Below are 16563 nucleotides of genomic sequence, written 5' to 3'. Positions count from 1 at the left end.
GATTCCAACTTTTTCGTTTTCTCCGAAAGCAAAAGCCACTACATAGCGGCCATGACCAAGGACAGCCTAACTCTCGACGCCCCGGTGACCGATGCCTTGCAGCTCGGCCCCCGCGACGGCTCCAACAGCCGCAAGGTCTTCATCAAGACCTATGGCTGCCAGATGAACGTCTATGATTCCACGCGGATGAGCGATGCGCTCGCGCGCGACGGCTATGAGTCGACCGAGGACATGGAAGAGGCCGATCTCGTCCTATTGAACACCTGCCATATCCGCGAGAAGGCGGCCGAAAAGGTCTATTCCGCGCTCGGCCGCCTGCGCGAGATGAAGAAGCGCAAGGCCGCCGACGGCCGCGAAATGATGATCGGCGTCACCGGCTGCGTCGCGCAAGCCGAGGGCGAAGAGATCCTGCGCCGCGCGCCCGCCGTGGATGTGGTCATCGGCCCGCAGACCTATCATCGCCTGCCGGATGCGCTTCGCCGCGCCAAGGAAGGCCAGCGCGTCGTCGACACCGAATATGCGATCGAGGACAAGTTCGAGCATCTGCCGATCGCCGAAAAGGCGAAAATCCGCGCCCGCGGCGTCACCGCCTTCCTGACGGTGCAGGAAGGGTGCGACAAGTTCTGCACCTTCTGCGTCGTGCCATATACCCGCGGCTCCGAAGTCTCCCGCCCGGTCGCCCAGATCGTCGAAGAGGCTGAGAAACTTGTGGATGGCGGCGTGCGCGAAATCACGCTGCTCGGCCAGAACGTCAATGCTTGGCATGGCATCGGCCCGAAGGGCGAGGCCTGGAGCCTGGGCGATCTTCTCTATCGCCTGGCTGAAATCCCCGGTCTCGCGCGTCTGCGCTACACCACCAGCCACCCGCGCGACATGGACGATCGGCTGATCGGCGCGCATCGCGACCTGCGCACGCTGATGCCTTACCTGCATCTGCCCGTCCAGGCCGGCTCGGATCGCATCCTGAAGGCGATGAACCGGCGGCATACGGCTGCGGAATACCTCACGCTCGTCGAGAAGATCCGCGCTGCCCGGCCTGACATCGCCTTGTCCGGCGATTTCATCGTCGGTTTCCCGGGGGAGACAGACCAGGATTTTGAGGATACATTGAGACTGATCGAGGAGGTGAATTATGCACAGGCCTTCTCGTTCAAATATTCCACGCGGCCAGGTACGCCCGGCGCGGAGTTGAAGGATCAGGTGCCCGAAGAGTTCAAGACCGAACGACTGGAGCGTTTGCAGGCATTGTTGCTGAGGCAGCAGCATGCGTTTGCCGAGGCTTGTGTGGGCAAAACAGTGGATATCCTTCTGGAAAAGCCGGGCCGGATGCCGGGCCAGTTGATTGGACGCTCTCCCTGGCTGCAATCTGTGAATGTTGATGCAAAAGCATCGCAAATCGGTGACATTATTAACGTACGAATCACCGGAACCAGCACCAACAGCCTTTTTGCTGAATTGCTCTAGGTTCCGGACGGGCACAAGGAGCCGCACCGCTTGAACGGACAGGAATTGGTTTCTTCTTCATCGCGCCAGCCCCGCACCGCGAGCGACGCCAATCACTTCACTCTGACGTTCGAGAACAATCGGTTCGCCAGCGAACTTTTCGGGCAGTTCGACCAGAATTTGAAGTTGCTCGAGGAGCGGCTCGGCATCGATGCCCGCGCCCGCGGCAATTCCGTCGTCATAGCAGGGGACGTGCTGGCCACCAATCAGGCGCGCCGCACGCTCGATTACCTCTATGACAAGCTGCAAAAAGGCGGCAATGTGGAGCGTTCCGATGTGGAAGGGGCAATCCGCATGGCGGTTGCCGCCGACGACCAATTGACACTGCCGACCATGGAGAGAAAAGCCAAATTGACGATGGCGCAGATTTCGACGCGCAAGAAGACGATCATCGCTCGCACGCCGACCCAGGACGCCTATATGCGGGCGCTGGAGCGTTCCGAGCTCGTTCTTGGCGTCGGCCCCGCCGGTACCGGTAAGACCTATCTCGCCGTCGCGCATGCCGCCCAACTTCTGGAGCGCGGCGCCGTGGAAAAGATCATCCTGTCGCGCCCGGCCGTCGAGGCAGGCGAGCGTCTCGGCTTCCTACCCGGCGACATGAAGGAAAAGGTCGATCCCTATCTGCGTCCACTCTATGATGCGCTCTACGATATGATGCCGGGCGACAAGGTCGAGCGTGCCATCACCGCGGGCGTCATCGAAATCGCGCCGCTCGCCTTCATGCGCGGTCGTACGCTTGCCAATGCCGCAGTCATCCTCGACGAGGCGCAGAACACGACCTCCATGCAGATGAAGATGTTCCTGACCCGCCTCGGCGAAAATTCGCGGATGATCGTGACGGGCGATCCGAGCCAGATCGACCTGCCGCGCGGCGTCAAGTCCGGTCTGGTGGAAGCGCTGCAGCTGTTGGACGGCGTCGAGGGCATTTCCATCGTCCGCTTCAAGGATACGGACGTCGTCCGTCATCCGCTGGTGGCGCGCATCGTTCGGGCCTATGATTCCACCTATGCCGCAAAGGCAGAGGAAAGCGATCCGCAGATCTGATCTGCGGTGCGGAAACCGATGGCCGAACTCGATATACAGATCAGCGTGGAGGAGGGCGACTGGCCCTCCGATGAGGAGTTGCAAGTCCTGGCCGAGCAGGTGCTGGGAGCCGCGGCCGCCTATTTGAAGACGCATGAAAAGCAGCCTTTTCCGAAAACGGCGACCGAATTGTCGCTGGTGTTCACAAACGATGCTTCCATTCGCGAAATCAATGCGGAGTGGCGCTCGCAGGACAAGGCGACGAATGTCCTTTCCTTCCCGGCCTTCCCGCTTGAGCCCGGCGGCAAGCCCGGCCCGATGCTTGGCGACATCATCATCGCCAGGGAGACGGTGGAGCGCGAGGCGGTCGATCTGGAAAAGAGTTTTGACGACCATCTGGCGCATTTGATGGTGCATGGTTTCTTGCATCTCTTCGGCTACGACCATATGAATAATAGCGAAGCCGAAAGAATGGAGGGGCTGGAGACTCGCATTTTGGCTGGTCTTGGCCTATCTGATCCCTATGCGGGACAAGACCCCATTTGATCTGAACCCTGTCTGACCAGGAACAATGAGCGACTTTACGACAAGATCGGCCCCCGAGGCCAAAGACGGAGCCGAAGCGGCCTCCTCCGACGAGGCAGGCAGTAGTAGCAACGGCAAGCGATCCCATTCTTCTTTCTGGGCGCGCGCTGCGCGTATCCTGCGACCGGCACAGGACTCCGCCCGGCTGCGCGAGGATCTCGCCGACGCATTGATGACCAACGCCGCCGATGATGATGCCTTTTCGCCCGACGAGCGCGCAATGCTGCACAATATCTTGCGCTTCCGCGAGGTGCGCGTCGAGGATGTCATGGTGCCACGCGCCGATATCGAGGCGGTCGATCAGAATATCACCATAGGCGAGCTGATGATCCTCTTCGAGGAAAGCGGCCGCTCGCGCATGCCTGTCTATGCCGAGACGCTGGATGATCCGCGCGGCATGGTGCATATCCGCGACCTGCTATCCTATGTCGCCAAGCAGGCGCGCAACAAGCGCCGTGCCGGCAGCGCCAAGGCGGCAGCCGCCGCAACGGGCACGCCCGCAGCCGAAAAGCCGGCGCGCTCGACCAAGCCGAATTTCGATCTTTCCCGGGTCGATCTGCAGAAGACGCTGGCCGAGGCCGGCATCATCCGCAAGATCCTGTTCGTGCCGCCCTCCATGCTGGCTTCCGATCTCCTGCGCCGCATGCAGGTCAACCGCACGCAGATGGCGCTTGTCATCGACGAATATGGCGGCACGGATGGTCTGGCCTCGCATGAGGACATCGTCGAAATGGTCGTCGGTGACATCGACGATGAGCACGATGACGAAGAAGTGATGTTCAAGCGCGTCTCCGAGGATGTTTTCGTAGCCGATGCCCGCGTCGAGCTAGAGGAGATCGCTGCGGCGATCGGCTCGGATTTCGACATCAGCGAGCAGGTCGACGAGGTGGACACGCTTGGTGGCCTGATCTTCTCCGCTCTCGGCCGCATTCCGGTGCGCGGCGAAGTGGTGCAGGCGCTTCCGGGCTTTGAATTCCACATTCTCGATGCCGATCCGCGCCGCATCAAGCGGGTGCGCATCACGCGCAAGCGTCATGCCGCTCGCCGCCGGCCGACCGTCAAGCTGGAAGGGGAGGCAGGCGCGCCCGAGCGCGATTTGCCGGCACCGGAAACAATTGCCGAGGAAACCTCGGTCGGGTCCAACACCGCCAGCCACTAGCGCAATTCCGGGAAAAGCACGTAGCGGTTTCCGTCCGGAATTGCTGAAAACAAGAGGCTGAAGCCTTTTCACGATTCGAAGAAAAGCGGAAAGCTTCTAAAGCACGTCGCGGTCTTTCAGATTCGCTTCCCACGCTCTAGGTCTTTGATTTTGCGCATGGCGTTGTCGCGAAATCGCTGCACACTTTTACGCAACATGCTCTCGCTGCCACTTCAGCGGGACAAACCGCTGCATTTTTGAAAGACTGCGGCCAGTTGATTCGCAGTTGAACGGAGCTGGCGCATGGAATGGCTTTCGGGCCGGGTGATCCTCGTCTGGGGTTTCAAACGTGCGTTGCTTGTTGTTCTTGCCGGTGCCATCGGCGTCCTGGCGCTGCCGCCTTTCGGCTTTTTCGCCGCGATGTTCGTCTCCTTCACGCTGCTGGTCTGGCTGCTGGACGGCGTTGCCGCAGGCCCTGACAGTGGGCTGCTCGGGCGGCTGTGGCCGGCCTTCTTCACCGGCTGGCTGTTCGGCTTCGGCTATTTCGTTGCCGGTCTCTGGTGGCTCGGCCACGCACTGCTGATCGATGCCGACGAGTTCGCCTGGGCCTTGCCGCTGGCGATCCTCGGCTTGCCCGCCTTTCTCGCGGTTTTCTATGGCGTGGCGACCATGCTTGCCCGTATCCTGTGGTCCGATGGCATGGGGCGCATCACCGCGCTCGCCTTCAGTTTCGGCATCCTGGAATGGCTGCGCAGCTTTCTGTTCACCGGCTTTCCCTGGAACGCCATCGGCTATGGCGCCATGCCCATTCCGCTGATGATGCAGTCGGCGCATGTGATCGGCGTGCTGGGCGTCACCGTGCTCGCCGTCTTCGTCTTCGCGGCACCGGCATTGCTCGGCACACGCCAGGGGCGACTGCCGGGGATCGGCCTTGCCGTCGTCATCGCCGCCGCGCATTTCGGCTATGGCTATTACGCGCTGAACCTGTCGCAAGCGCCGCTGGCCGATGGCAAGACGGCGCCGGTCGTGCGCATCGTTCAGCCTTCCATCGACCAGGAAACCAAGATGGACACGGCTGCCGATCGCGCCGCCATCTTCGACAGGCATCTGGCGCTTTCGGTTCAGCCGCCGGCAAACGGCGGCAAGCGGCCCGACATCATCGTCTGGCCCGAGACTGCTGTGCCCTTCATCCTGACCGATAACCGGGATGCGCTTGCTCGCATCGCGGATCAGCTCGAGGACGATCAGGTCCTGATCACCGGCGCCGTCCGCGTCGAAGACATGGGGCCGGGTGTCGAGCCTCGCTACTACAATTCGATCTACGTCATCGACGGCCGCGGCCAGATCATCGGCGCTTCCGACAAGACCCATCTTGTGCCCTTCGGCGAATACGTGCCCTTCGAACACATCCTCAGCTATCTCGGCATCGAGAATGTCGTGGAACTGCCGGGAGGTTTTTCCGCAGCTGCCAAGCGGCAACTGCTGACCTTGCCCGATGGCCTCAAATTCTATCCGCTGATCTGCTACGAGATCATCTTTCCGAATGAGATGACACCGGGGATCCGGCAGGCCGATGCCATCCTCAATGTCACGAATGATGGCTGGTTCGGCGACACACCGGGTCCATACCAGCATTTCCTGCAGGCAAGGGTGAGGGCGGTGGAGCAGGGGCTGCCACTGATTCGAAGCGCCAATACCGGCATTTCAGCTTTTGTCGATCCATATGGGCGTGTGCTTTCTGGTATTGGTTATAATCAACAAGGCTTCATAGATACCACTTTAGGTGGCGCAACCCTGTCGCGCATAGACGACAAAGCCAGGGAAATATACTTTTGGTTGATTGTCGGGGTAGTCGGCATGATGGCTTTGATTTCACGCATGGGTTTTATTTCCAGGGTGAATTGACCAAAAAACCCTAAAATTGCATAGTGCTTAGTGTCCGCCTTTCGAACGTAAACTGGAGGCCTTGGGGGCGTCGGCTGCAACGTGGCGTTATAGGGGTGGTGAAGGGTACCGGGTGGCAGGTCCTGAATTCAACCTATGTTAGGGTATTATGATGATTGAAAACAAAAAGAAGCCGAACCCCATCGACATCCATGTCGGTAGCCGCATACGCCTCCGCCGCACGATGCTTGGCATGAGCCAGGAGAAGCTCGGCGAAAGCCTGGGAATTACGTTTCAACAGATTCAGAAATACGAAAAAGGCACCAACCGCGTTGGCGCCAGCCGCCTGCAGAACATCTCCAGCATTCTCAATGTCCCGGTTTCCTTCTTTTTCGAGGATGCGCCGGGTGAGCATTCGGCCTCCGCCGGCGGCATGGCCGAGGCATCCAGCTCCAACTACGTCGTCGACTTTCTGTCCTCTTCCGAAGGATTGCAGCTCAATCGCGCCTTCGTGAAAATTTCCGATGGCAAGGTCCGACGCAAGGTCGTCGAGCTGGTCAAGGCGCTTGCAGCCGAGGCGGACGCCGAATAGCCCTTCGAAGCAAGGCCGAACCGGTAAAATCGAGAGGCGGTCATTTTGGCCGCCTTTTCCGCATTTACGGCAAAATTTTATCACTTTGACCGAGATATAAAGATATATTTATGTCCTTGTGTGGCTTGTTTTTCGAGCTGGAGGCGAATATCAAAAGCAGAGATTTGTTCTTTGAGGGGAATCCCGCATGCGCGCGAATTATCTGTTTACGAGTGAGTCTGTTGCCGAAGGTCACCCGGATAAAGTCTGTGACCGCATCTCCGATGAAATTGTCGATCTGGTTTACCGCGAGGCCACGAAGACCGGCGTGAACCCCTGGACCGTGCGCATCGCATGCGAGACCCTCGCTACCACCAACCGTGTCGTCATCGCCGGCGAAGTTCGTCTGCCGCCGAGCCTGATGAAGAAGGACAAGGACGGCAACGACGTCATCAATCCTTCGAAGTTCAAGGCCGCAGCCCGCCGCGCCATCAAGGATATCGGCTACGAGCAGGACGGCTTCCATTGGAAGAAGGCGCGCATCGACGTGCTCCTGCACTCGCAGTCGGCCGACATCGCCCAGGGCGTTGACAATGCTGCCGACCAGCAGGGCGACGAAGGCGCCGGCGACCAGGGGATCATGTTCGGCTACGCCTGCCGCGAAACCCCGGACCTCATGCCGGCACCGATCTACTATTCGCACAGGATCCTGCAGCTGTTGGCTGCCGCCCGCAAGAAGGGCGATGGCGACGTCGCCAAGCTTGGCCCGGACGCCAAGAGCCAGGTGACGGTGCGTTACGTGGACGGCAAGCCGTCGGAAGCAACCTCCATCGTGCTTTCCACCCAGCATCTCGATGATAGCTGGGATTCGAAGAAGGTTCGCTCCGTCGTCGAGCCCTATATCGTCGAAGCGCTCGGCGATCTGAAGATTGCCTCCGATTGCAAGTGGTACATCAACCCGACCGGCAAGTTCGTCATTGGCGGCCCGGACGGCGACGCCGGCCTCACCGGCCGCAAGATCATCGTCGACACCTATGGCGGCGCAGCCCCGCACGGCGGCGGCGCCTTCTCGGGCAAGGACACCACCAAGGTCGACCGTTCCGCAGCCTATGCCGCTCGCTATCTCGCAAAGAACGTCGTTGCCGCCGGCCTCTCCGACCGCTGCACGATCCAGCTGTCCTATGCCATCGGCGTTGCCCAGCCGCTGTCGATCTATGTCGACCTGCACGGCACGGGCAAGGGCGTCAGCGAAGACCAGGTTGAAGCGGCCATCCGCAAGAACATGGACCTTTCGCCGACCGGCATCCGCCGTCACCTCGATCTCAACAAGCCGATCTATGCCAAGACCTCGGCCTACGGTCATTTCGGTCGCAAGGCCGGTCGTGACGGTTCCTTCTCCTGGGAGCGTACGGACCTGGTCAAGGCTCTCAAGGAAGCCGTAAAGCTCCGGGAAGCCGCATGATCGATACTGAGCGCCGGTCGCGGGCGACGGAAGCATTCTTCGGCCGGCGCAAGGGTAAGGCCTTGCGCGGCCAGCAGGCTGAAAAGCTGGAAGCATTGCTGCCACAATACATCGTGGATCTTTCCGCCCCGACGCCGCAGCCGCCGAATGATCTTTTCCCGGTGCCGACCGAGCGTCTGCGCCTGGAAATCGGCTTCGGTGGCGGCGAGCATCTGATTCACAGGGCGCTCGAGCAGCCGAAGACCGGCTTCATCGGCGTGGAACCCTTCGTCAATTCGATGCAGAAGCTGCTTGCGCGTGTCGATGAAGCCGGCGCGCACAATATCCGCGTCTACAATGACGACGCGACGCAGGTGCTGGATTGGCTGCCGGACAACTGCCTCGACCAGATCGACCTGCTCTATCCCGATCCCTGGCCGAAGAAGAAACACTGGAAGCGCCGCTTCGTTTCCCAGGTGAACCTTGCCCGCTTCCATCGCGTCCTGAAGCCTGGGGCTCTCTTCTGCTTCGCATCCGACATCGACACCTATGTCAACTGGACGCTGCAGCATTGCCATGCGCATGGCGGCTTCGAATGGACCGCCCGGAATGCCGCCGATTGGCTGACGCCCTATGTGGGCTGGCCCAGCACGCGCTACGAGGCGAAGGCTCGGCGCGAGGGGCGCTCGTCCGCCTATCTGACCTTCAAAAGGGTCTGATTGCTCGTTTCCCAGGGCGAAAATTTGAGATCTCAGTGACCGCATCATCCCGTACGGACAGCCACTCGAGGCGGTCTGGATCATGCGCATGCGTCGCAGGATGGGGCCGGTTCGATGCGGTCCTTGCAAGCGATGAAGTTCACCGCCGGGCGACGCTTCAGGTCAGTGCAGGCTGACCGTCTTCAGTTCGTCTTCCGCCGCACGATAGAATGTGCTGGAGCGATTGTCCGTTAAAAGGATCGGCGTGCCGTCGGCGCCGAAAAGTGCCCAGAGATCGACATCAGGGTCGATGCTCGGCGCTTCCGGGAAGCAGCGGGATACTTCGGACCAGTCCATTTTTCTGATGTAGGCGACCTCGCCGGCGCCGATATTGGCAAGCTCGGTTTGGGTCAGGCGGGCGGTAGCTTCTTTCAACAACATGCTCGTACCTCCAGTATGAGGGACCAACGGCCCCAGAGCATGATGTCGAAAACTATAATCGGCTTTCGGACGGCATCGTGCTCTAGCTATTTGATTCTAGGCCGGATTCAGATTTCAGGGCGATTCGACCTAAAATCATCCGGCTCTAGGCCGTTGTTCTACTGTGAGACCGAAATGTTAATTTTCTTTACTATACGGTCCGGTTCCGGCCGGATGAGATCGACGGAGAGCAAGCCGTTCTTTAGCGTGGCGCCGAGCACCTGCATGCCGTCGGCAAGCACGAAGACGCGCTGGAATTGCCGGGCGGCAATGCCGCGATAGAGATAGTCGCGCTCACCCTGTTCGATCTGGCGTCCGCGGATCAGAAGCTGGTTTTCCTCTGTGCTGACATCGAGTTCCTCTTCCGAAAAGCCTGCGACCGCGAGCGTGATGCGCAGCCGCTCCGGCTCGCCCGACAGGCGGTCCGCACGCATCCGTTCGATATTGTAAGGGGGGTATCCGTCACTGACCTTGGAAATCCGCTCCAGCGTCTTTTCCATGGTATCGAAGCCCAGAAGTAGCGGGCTGGCAAAGGGAGTCGTCCGGCTCATCGTCTCAAAGTCCTTGGGTGTCAAGCGACCGTTCCGGACCTGATTTTCAGCACCCGGTTGTCCCTAATATGGGAGTACGCGCCTGTGAGTGCAAGCCATCGCATCTTCGCATTTGCGAGATGGAATTCCGCCGTGAGGATTCGTTTCGTCACATGGCCTTCGAGCGCTTGACAAAGCCGGACCGGACCCGCGACAAAGCCTGTCGATCGTTACCGGAGGAAAGCCACAGATATGACCGAACCCAGAAAAATCATCATCGACACCGACCCCGGTCAGGACGATGCCGCGGCGATCTTCCTCGCCTTCGGTAGCCGCCAGGAGATCGACGTGCTTGGCATCACCACGGTCGCCGGCAATGTGCCGCTGCGGCTGACGAGCCGTAACGCCCGCATCGTTTGCGAGCTCTGCAATCGCCGCGACGTCAAGGTTTTCGCCGGCGCCGATGCACCGCTGAAGCGCAAGCTGGTCACCGCCGAGCATGTACATGGCAAGACCGGCCTCGACGGCCCGGATCTAGCCGAGCCGACGATGGAGCTGCAGCCGGGCCACGCCGTCGATTTCATCATCGACACGCTGCGCAAGGAGCCGGAAGGGGCAGTCACCCTCTGCACGCTCGGACCGCTGACCAATATCGCGATGGCCTTCCAGAAGGCACCTGACATCGTCGCGCGGGTGCGCGAACTTGTCATGATGGGCGGCGGCTTCTTCGAGGGCGGCAACATCACGCCGGCCGCCGAATTCAACATCTATGTCGACCCGGAGGCGGCAGATGTCGTGTTCCGCTCCGGCGTGCCCATCGTCATGATGCCGCTCGATGTCACGCATAAGCTGCTGACCCGAAAGGATCGCGTCGTCCGCATCGCTGCCGTCGGCACTCCGCCGGCCAAGGCCATGGTGGAGATGCTGGAATTCTTCGAGCGCTTTGACATCGAGAAATACGGCTCGGATGGCGGCCCGCTGCACGACCCGACCGTTATCGCTTATCTCCTGAAACCCGAGCTGTTCAAGGGGCGCGAGTGCAATGTCGAGATCGAGGTAACGTCGGAGCTGACGGTGGGTATGACGGTTGTCGATTGGTGGCACGTCACTGACCGCAAGCACAATGCCAAGGTTATGCGCGATGTCGATGCCGACGGCTTCTTCGCGCTTTTGACGGAGCGGTTCGCCCGTATCTGATCGAGACTATCTGATCGGGATCAACAGAAAGGCCGCCGGATCGCTCCGGCGGCCTTTTGATTCATCAAACTAAGCCGGCTTAGAATTCTTCCCAATCGTCCTGGGCAAGCGCATTGGCACCCTGGGTCTGAAGAACGGGCTTGCGCGTCGGCGCGGCTGCCCTGCGCGGAGAGACAGGCGCCCGCATCTGCTGGGCGGTGGCCCGCAACGCGCCGGCATTGTCCTGAGCGGCGCCTACGGTGCGGAACCGTGCGACGAGGGCCTTCAGCGTCTGGGCTTCCTCGGCAAGCGCCACGCTGGAGGCAGTGGTTTCCTCGACCATCGCGGCGTTTTGCTGGGTCACCTGATCCATCTGGTTCATGGCGGAGTTGATTTCCTTCAGCCCGATGGCCTGCTCGCTCGCGGAGGCGGAGATCTGGCGGATCAGGCCGTTGATCTCCATCACCTGCTGGGCGATCTTGTGCAGGGCATCGCCTGTGCGGCCGACCAGATCCACGCCTTCCTTGACCTGCCCCGCCGAAGCATTGATCAGGGTCTTGATTTCCTTGGCGGCGTTGGCCGAGCGCTGGGCGAGCTCTCTAACTTCCTGCGCAACGACGGCAAACCCCTTGCCGGCTTCACCGGCACGGGCGGCTTCGACGCCGGCGTTGAGCGCCAGCAGGTTGGTCTGGAAGGCGATCTCGTCGATGACGCCGATGATACGCGACACTTCCAGCGACGATTGCTCGATGCCATGCATGGAGGAAATGGCCCGCTGGACGATCTCGCCGGAACGCTCGGCATCCTTAGACGCGGCATTGACGCTGCTTGCGGCGGTGCGGGCGTTTTCGGCGCTCGAATTGACCTGCGCGGTGAGCTGGTTGAGGGCCGCCGCCGTCTCTTCCAAGCTTGCCGCTTGCTGCTCGGTGCGACGGGCGAGATCCGAGGCGCTGTTGCTGATTTCGCTGGTGCCGCCGCCGATATTGCCGACGCTGACATTGACGGTGTGGACGGTTTCTTCGAGGCTTGCCAGCGCGGCGTTGAAATCCTGCTTGAGCTGGGCGTATTCGCCCGGGAAGTCGTCCGTGATCCTTTGATTGAGATTGCCCTTCGAGAGTTCGGCCAGGCTTTGTCCCAGAATGCTGACGATCTGGCGCTGCAGCGCGACGCTCTCGCCGCGTTCGGCTTCCGAACGGCGACGCTCGCCCTCGGCAGCCAGACGCTGATCGTTGGCTTCGCCTTCGAGGCGCTTGGTATCGGCCAGCTTGAAGCGGAAGCCTTCCAGCGCCTTGGCGACGGAACCGACTTCGTCGGCGCGGGCCTGACCGGCAACCGGCTCGGCGTAGTTGCCGGCGCTGAGGCGTTTGACGCTGGCGACGAGACCGGCGAGCGGCGTCTGCACGAAGCCGCGCACGGCGGCATAGAGAGCCAGCATGACGGCGGCGAGCACAAGGATGCCGGCGACGATCATCATATAGGTCTGGTCACGCACCGGCGCTGCGATCGCACTGTGCGGCACGTCGATGAGGACGACCCAGGTCGCGTTGAGGCCCGGAACGGCGAAGGGGTAGACGACGCGATCGAATTCCTCGCCGCCGTTTTCCGAAAGGTTCCTGAGCAGGTTTGCGGAAGAGGAAGTCAGCGCTGCCTTGATGGTGTCCGCGCCGGAGCCGTTATAATCCTTCATCAGCAGGTCGGGGGCCGGCGCAACGAGCCACTTGTTGTCCTGGGAAACCAGCAGAACGCGACCCGTGCCGAAAGGTTGAAGTTTCTGCAGCTTGGTGGAAAGCGAGGCAAGAGAGATATCGACGCCTGCGATGCCGATCAGCTTACCGCCGGACATTACCGGATAGGCGATCGAGCTCATGGTCGTCGGGACGTCGGTGCCCTGGGCGAGGTAGGGCGGGGTAATCGCACCCTTGCCGCTATCGGCTGCAAGCTTCCACCAGGCGGCCGTGTAATCGTTGTCGAAAGTGGAGAACTGGATGCCGCCATCCTTGGTCTTGGACCAATAGGGCGCGAAGGCACCCTTGTCGTTGACACCTTCATCCTTGTTGTTGGCGAGTTCCGTCGTCTTGCCGTCCAGCGCGCCGAGCTGCTCGCAGAACCAGCTGCCGAAGGCAAAGGCATTCTGTTCGACATTCGCCTTGAGGATGTTGATCATGCCCTTGCGATCGAAGGTATGGCCTTCGTGGCCGCGGCCGATGATGGCAGCCATGGAGCGGGCGGCGCTGGCCATTTCGCCGACATTGGCGGCGATCTCGTTGGAGATGGATTTGGCCTCGGTATTGGCCTGATCCATCGTCAGTGCCTCGACGCGATCGCGAGTCTGGGAAATCAATAAAAAGTTGGAAACCAGCAACACGAGCGCAATCGCCAGCCCGGTGACCAAGATCAGCTTGGCCGCAAGCGACTTCATACGAAAGATAAACATCATTTCCTCGAAAAAGCGATGCGTCGGATACACATTATCCAGATGCAAAGTCGGCGCAGGATGGCCCTGTCATGGGACCGCCGTTAAAATCCTGCCGCAGCCGGAAGGCCATACACGCCAGGCCAAAGGAGAATGATGTGGAAGCGCAAAAATTTAATTAATTGCGCTTCGCAAGGTCACGAAATTTACTCTTAAAGTTTTTCGGCGACTTCGCTTGCAACCGGAATGGATGGCTGCGCGCCCGGCTTCAGGCAGGCCAGCGAACCGGCGACGGCGGCACGGCGCAGGCTGGCCTTGAAATCCAGACCTTGATCAAGGCTCGCGGCAAAATAGCCGCAGAAAGTGTCGCCGGCGCCGACCGTATCGACCGGCTCGATGACGAGACCCTTGGCACGCGAAACCTCGCCGTCACGGATGGCGATGACACCGTCGCCGCCAAGCGTGACGATCAGGATCTGCCCGGTTTCGCCATGCAGGCGGACGAGGGCTGCTTCTCGCTCGGCCGCCGACATATTGTCCTGGCCGGCCAGTCTTTCGAATTCCGTCTCGTTGGCGATGACGATATCGGCAAGCCGGCCGAGGCGGGCCGCCTCCGGGATCAGAGGAGCGAGATTGAGCACTGTACGCACGCCCTTGGCCTTCGCCGCATTCAGCGCCATCTCGACGGCGGCGACGGGGATTTCGAGCTGAAGCATCAGCGTATCGCCAGGGTTCAGTGCGGCGACGGCCGCGGCTACGTGTTCGGCGGTATTCGTGCCGTTGGCGCCTGGAACGACGGCAATCATGTTTTCGCCGTCGCCGCCCACCAGGATGAGGGCCGTGCCGGTCGGCTCGAATACGCGCCTGACGGCGGAAAGATCGGTGCCTGCGGCATCGAGCAAGGCAAGCGCAGGTTCCGCAAAGCCATCATTGCCGACTGCTCCGCTGAGGCGGACCGTTGCCCCGGCCCGGCGTGCCGCGAGTGCCTGGTTGGCACCCTTGCCGCCGGCGGCGGTGGAAAAGCCGTTGCCGGCGACGGTTTCGCCCGGCTTCGGCAAACGATCCGTGGTGGCGATGAGGTCCATGTTGATGGAGCCGAAAATAGTGATCATGCGGTGTCCTGCCCTGGGTGTTGATCCCGCATGATCCTGCCCGAAGGCTGCCTTATGTCTTAGTGGATCATGCATCGATTGGGCGCGACACTGCCCGAAGCGATCAGTCCTCGTCAACTACCCTGAGCTTGAGTTGGCTCGTGCGGTTGTCGACAGGCTTGGGCCTGTCCTCCACGCGCGCCTTCACCGGTTCTTTTTCTTTCGCGGTCTCGAATTCCAGCGCCTCTATTCGCTCGCCGCGCCTTGTCAGCTTGTCGGCCGAGGTGACGATCATGTCGACATCCTTCTGCGCCATGGCGAAATGGCCCTGGAGCTTGCGCACGCGTTCGTCCAGCCGCGAAAGATCGTCCATCAGATGCGCCACTTCGCTTTGGATGACATGGGCCTGCTCGCGCATGCGCTGGTCCTTCAGCACAGCCTGAATGACCTGAATCGACAGCATCAGCAGCGAAGGCGAGACGATGACGATGCGCGCGCGCTGGGCCTTCTGCACGATCGCCTCGAAATTCTCGTGGATCTCCGCGAAGATCGATTCCGAGGGCACGAAGAGAAAGGCCGTGTCCTGGGTCTCGCTCGGGATAAGATATTTCTCGGCGATATCGCGGATATGCAGCTCCAGATCCCTGCGGAATTGCTGGGCCGCAATCCTGCCGTGATCGGGATTGGCCGCAGCACGGATGGCGTTCCAGGCTTCCAGCGGAAACTTGGCATCGACAACAAGCGGGGGCGAGCCGTTCGGCATGCGAATGGTGCAGTCCGGCCGCGAGCCGTTGGAAAGGGTCGGCTGGAATGCGTAGGCGCCCATCGGCAGGCCATCGGCAACAATAGTCTCCATGCGCGCCTGGCCGAAGGCGCCGCGCGTCTGCTTGTTGGACAGGATGGCCTGCAGGCCGACGACATCCTTTGCCAGCGACTGGATATTGATCTGTGCCGCATCGATGACGGCGAGCCTTTCCTGCAGCCGGCGCAGGTTTTCGTGCGTCGAGCGCGTCTGCTCGCCGATCGTTGCCGTCACCCGTTGCGACATGCCGTCCAGACGCTGCCCGATCGCCTGATTGAGCTCGGCCTGCCTGGAGCCGAACACTTCGGCCATGGTGGCAAGCCGCCCCTGCATCTCCGCCTGCGACCGCAGCAGCGCGGTCATCGTATGTTCGGCGTCGAGCTCATCGTCCTCCGCTCGCGCTCTGCCGCGGACGAAAAGGGCGATCACTGCGATAGCAAGCATGATGACGAGGCCGGTTAGAACCTGGACCGTGGAAATGGCTTGGCCGAAGATGATAAAGGACATGAAACCTGGCGCGCTGGTGAAGTACTCATCGGCACCATAGCAAAATTGTCGCGAATATCCAGATCAAAACGTGAACAGAGTTTTCGGGTCATTTGCGTTGATCCGGATGGGCGGCGTTGAAAAAACACGTCCTCGCAGCCATCTTGACGATTCCATCGCACAACAAGATGCGTTATGGGAAACGTCATGACGATCAAGCCACTTATCATTTTGCCCGATCCGCTGCTCCGCCAGGCTTCGAAGCCCATTGAGCGCATCGATACCGAAACTCAGCGCCTTGCCGACGACATGCTGGAAACCATGTACGACGCGCCGGGCATCGGCCTTGCGGCGATCCAGATCGGCGTTCCCCGCCGCATGCTCGTCATTGACGTCGCGCGCGAAGGTGAAGAGAAGAAGCCGTTGGTCGTCATCAATCCGGAAATCGTCGCCTCGTCGGACGAGCGCTCGGTCTATGAGGAAGGCTGCCTTTCCATTCCGGATTACTATGCCGAAGTGGAGCGTCCGGCACGCGTCACCGTCAAACATCTCGACCGCAACGGCAAGGAGCAACTCACCGAGGCCGATGGCTTGCTGGCAACCTGCCTTCAGCACGAGATCGATCACCTGAACGGCGTGCTCTTCATCGACTATATTTCGCGCCTGAAGCGCGAAATGGTGATCAAGAAGTTCACCAAGGCGGCCAAGTCGAAAGCTCTCTGAGCTCCAGCCATTGAAAGAT

The 16563-nt window shown here is 60.7% G+C and carries 15 protein-coding genes; 10 read left to right on the top strand and 5 right to left on the bottom strand.

Translation table 11 applies throughout. From position 1 onward, the window contains the following. Positions 1-51 precede the first annotated feature (51 nt). The 8 genes from miaB to HGP16_RS16995 all read left to right on the top strand — a co-directional run bounded on the left by miaB (position 52) and on the right by HGP16_RS16995 (position 8864). Positions 52-1464, top strand: coding sequence for a tRNA (N6-isopentenyl adenosine(37)-C2)-methylthiotransferase MiaB (gene miaB / locus HGP16_RS17030; RefSeq protein ID WP_168841202.1), 1413 nt, complete (start codon positions 52-54; stop codon positions 1462-1464). Positions 1465-1494: 30 nt separating this feature from the next. Continuing rightward, entirely contained in the window at positions 1495-2547 is a 1053-nt protein-coding gene (locus HGP16_RS17025) for a PhoH family protein (protein WP_168841201.1), read from the top strand. An 18-nt stretch (positions 2548-2565) separates the two neighbouring features. Further along, a complete protein-coding gene (gene ybeY / locus HGP16_RS17020) occupies positions 2566-3072 on the top strand; it encodes an rRNA maturation RNase YbeY (protein WP_168841200.1) in 507 nt (168 codons plus the stop codon). 25 nt (positions 3073-3097) lie between these two features. Next, positions 3098-4270: a hemolysin family protein gene (locus HGP16_RS17015; protein ID WP_168841199.1), complete on the top strand. Its 1173-nt coding sequence runs from the start codon at positions 3098-3100 to the stop codon at positions 4268-4270. A 282-nt stretch (positions 4271-4552) separates the two neighbouring features. Beyond that, positions 4553-6154: an apolipoprotein N-acyltransferase gene (lnt, locus tag HGP16_RS17010; RefSeq protein WP_168841198.1), complete on the top strand. Its 1602-nt coding sequence runs from the start codon at positions 4553-4555 to the stop codon at positions 6152-6154. 151 nt (positions 6155-6305) lie between these two features. Further along, positions 6306-6725: a helix-turn-helix domain-containing protein gene (locus HGP16_RS17005; protein ID WP_168841197.1), complete on the top strand. Its 420-nt coding sequence runs from the start codon at positions 6306-6308 to the stop codon at positions 6723-6725. A gap of 187 nt (positions 6726-6912) precedes the next feature. Further along, positions 6913-8166, top strand: a complete 1254-nt coding sequence (metK, locus tag HGP16_RS17000; protein WP_168841196.1) for a methionine adenosyltransferase — start codon at positions 6913-6915, stop codon at positions 8164-8166. After that, positions 8163-8864, top strand: a complete 702-nt coding sequence (locus HGP16_RS16995) for a tRNA (guanine(46)-N(7))-methyltransferase TrmB (RefSeq protein ID WP_168841195.1) — start codon at positions 8163-8165, stop codon at positions 8862-8864. The genes metK and HGP16_RS16995 overlap by 4 nt, the downstream gene beginning before the upstream one ends. 162 nt (positions 8865-9026) lie before the next feature. Here HGP16_RS16995 and HGP16_RS16990 read toward each other — a convergent pair whose 3' ends face one another. Together HGP16_RS16990 and HGP16_RS16985 are read right to left on the bottom strand one after the other, a co-directional pair. Further along, entirely contained in the window at positions 9027-9284 is a 258-nt protein-coding gene (locus tag HGP16_RS16990; protein ID WP_168841194.1) for a DUF1150 family protein, read from the bottom strand. Positions 9285-9442: 158 nt separating this feature from the next. After that, entirely contained in the window at positions 9443-9874 is a 432-nt protein-coding gene (locus tag HGP16_RS16985; protein ID WP_168841193.1) for an Hsp20 family protein, read from the bottom strand. A gap of 231 nt (positions 9875-10105) precedes the next feature. Between HGP16_RS16985 and HGP16_RS16980 the strand changes: the two genes are divergently transcribed. Then, entirely contained in the window at positions 10106-11050 is a 945-nt protein-coding gene (locus HGP16_RS16980) for a nucleoside hydrolase (RefSeq protein WP_168841192.1), read from the top strand. A 79-nt stretch (positions 11051-11129) separates the two neighbouring features. Here the strand turns inward: HGP16_RS16980 and HGP16_RS16975 are convergent, their stop codons facing one another. From HGP16_RS16975 to HGP16_RS16965, 3 genes are all read right to left on the bottom strand, one after another. After that, positions 11130-13463: a methyl-accepting chemotaxis protein gene (locus HGP16_RS16975; protein ID WP_168841191.1), complete on the bottom strand. Its 2334-nt coding sequence runs from the start codon at positions 13461-13463 to the stop codon at positions 11130-11132. 191 nt (positions 13464-13654) lie between these two features. Further along, a complete protein-coding gene (locus tag HGP16_RS16970; protein WP_168841190.1) occupies positions 13655-14554 on the bottom strand; it encodes a ribokinase in 900 nt (299 codons plus the stop codon). A gap of 103 nt (positions 14555-14657) precedes the next feature. Next, positions 14658-15842 (bottom strand): DNA recombination protein RmuC, encoded by a 1185-nt coding sequence (locus HGP16_RS16965; protein WP_168841189.1) that lies wholly within the window; start codon positions 15840-15842, stop codon positions 14658-14660. Positions 15843-16028: 186 nt separating this feature from the next. Here HGP16_RS16965 and def point away from each other — a divergent pair, with 186 nt between their 5' ends. Then, positions 16029-16544 (top strand): peptide deformylase, encoded by a 516-nt coding sequence (def, locus tag HGP16_RS16960; RefSeq protein ID WP_168841188.1) that lies wholly within the window; start codon positions 16029-16031, stop codon positions 16542-16544. Positions 16545-16563: the final 19 nt, after the last annotated feature.

Source organism: Rhizobium sp. P40RR-XXII (assembly GCF_012641405.1).
Taxonomy (GTDB): domain Bacteria; phylum Pseudomonadota; class Alphaproteobacteria; order Rhizobiales; family Rhizobiaceae; genus Rhizobium.
Note: the sequence above shows the minus strand (reverse complement) of the source record. Positions and strands in the feature narration are given on the sequence as shown.

Excerpts from the sequence above, each read along its gene's own strand:
- def (WP_168841188.1), top strand. The coding sequence starts at position 16,029 with ATGACGATCAAGCCACTTATCATTTTGCCCGATCCGCTGCTCCGCCAG.
- lnt (WP_168841198.1), top strand. The coding sequence starts at position 4,553 with ATGGAATGGCTTTCGGGCCGGGTGATCCTCGTCTGGGGTTTCAAACGT.
- HGP16_RS17015 (WP_168841199.1), top strand. The coding sequence starts at position 3,098 with ATGAGCGACTTTACGACAAGATCGGCCCCCGAGGCCAAAGACGGAGCC.
- HGP16_RS17005 (WP_168841197.1), top strand. The coding sequence starts at position 6,306 with ATGATTGAAAACAAAAAGAAGCCGAACCCCATCGACATCCATGTCGGT.
- HGP16_RS16980 (WP_168841192.1), top strand. The coding sequence starts at position 10,106 with ATGACCGAACCCAGAAAAATCATCATCGACACCGACCCCGGTCAGGAC.
- HGP16_RS16975 (WP_168841191.1), bottom strand. The coding sequence starts at position 13,463 with ATGTTTATCTTTCGTATGAAGTCGCTTGCGGCCAAGCTGATCTTGGTC.
- HGP16_RS16970 (WP_168841190.1), bottom strand. The coding sequence starts at position 14,554 with ATGATCACTATTTTCGGCTCCATCAACATGGACCTCATCGCCACCACG.
- HGP16_RS16985 (WP_168841193.1), bottom strand. The coding sequence starts at position 9,874 with ATGAGCCGGACGACTCCCTTTGCCAGCCCGCTACTTCTGGGCTTCGAT.
- HGP16_RS16965 (WP_168841189.1), bottom strand. The coding sequence starts at position 15,842 with ATGTCCTTTATCATCTTCGGCCAAGCCATTTCCACGGTCCAGGTTCTA.
- ybeY (WP_168841200.1), top strand. The coding sequence starts at position 2,566 with ATGGCCGAACTCGATATACAGATCAGCGTGGAGGAGGGCGACTGGCCC.
- miaB (WP_168841202.1), top strand. The coding sequence starts at position 52 with ATGACCAAGGACAGCCTAACTCTCGACGCCCCGGTGACCGATGCCTTG.
- HGP16_RS16995 (WP_168841195.1), top strand. The coding sequence starts at position 8,163 with ATGATCGATACTGAGCGCCGGTCGCGGGCGACGGAAGCATTCTTCGGC.
- metK (WP_168841196.1), top strand. The coding sequence starts at position 6,913 with ATGCGCGCGAATTATCTGTTTACGAGTGAGTCTGTTGCCGAAGGTCAC.
- HGP16_RS16990 (WP_168841194.1), bottom strand. The coding sequence starts at position 9,284 with ATGTTGTTGAAAGAAGCTACCGCCCGCCTGACCCAAACCGAGCTTGCC.